Below are 384 nucleotides of genomic sequence, written 5' to 3' on the forward strand. Positions count from 1 at the left end.
GGCATGGATCCTAGGGTCTGCGCAGTTCGCTTCGCTCACCGCTTCGCCCTAGGATGACGAAACGAGGAGAGCTTCAGTCCGACCACTTCACCTTGGTCAGGTCATTGGCCTGGATCGGCGCATTTTCCCATAGGCCCTGCAGCTTGGCGTCCCAGACGCCGACCTTTGGCAGTTCGTAGAGGAAGCCGACCACGGCGTCGTCTGCCAGGATCTTCTGCGCCTCTCCCAGCAGCTCTTTCCGCTTCGCCTCGTCCGAGGTCAGGTTGAGCTTGTCGATGATGGCGTTGAAGGCCGGGTTTGCGTAGTTGAAGTAATAGTCCTTGCGCGAATAGATATCGATGTCGTTCGGCTCGGTGTGGGAGACGATGGTGAGGTCGTAGTCCT

At 58.6% G+C, this 384-nt stretch carries 1 pseudogene; it reads right to left on the minus strand.

Features of this window, described 5'->3' with window-relative positions:
• Positions 1 to 73 precede the first annotated feature (73 nt).
• A pseudogene (locus EN804_RS35040) lies at positions 74 to 384 on the minus strand (ABC transporter substrate-binding protein); the annotation flags it as partial.

Source organism: Mesorhizobium sp. M8A.F.Ca.ET.161.01.1.1 (assembly GCF_004792105.1).
Classification (GTDB): Bacteria; Pseudomonadota; Alphaproteobacteria; order Rhizobiales; family Rhizobiaceae; genus Mesorhizobium.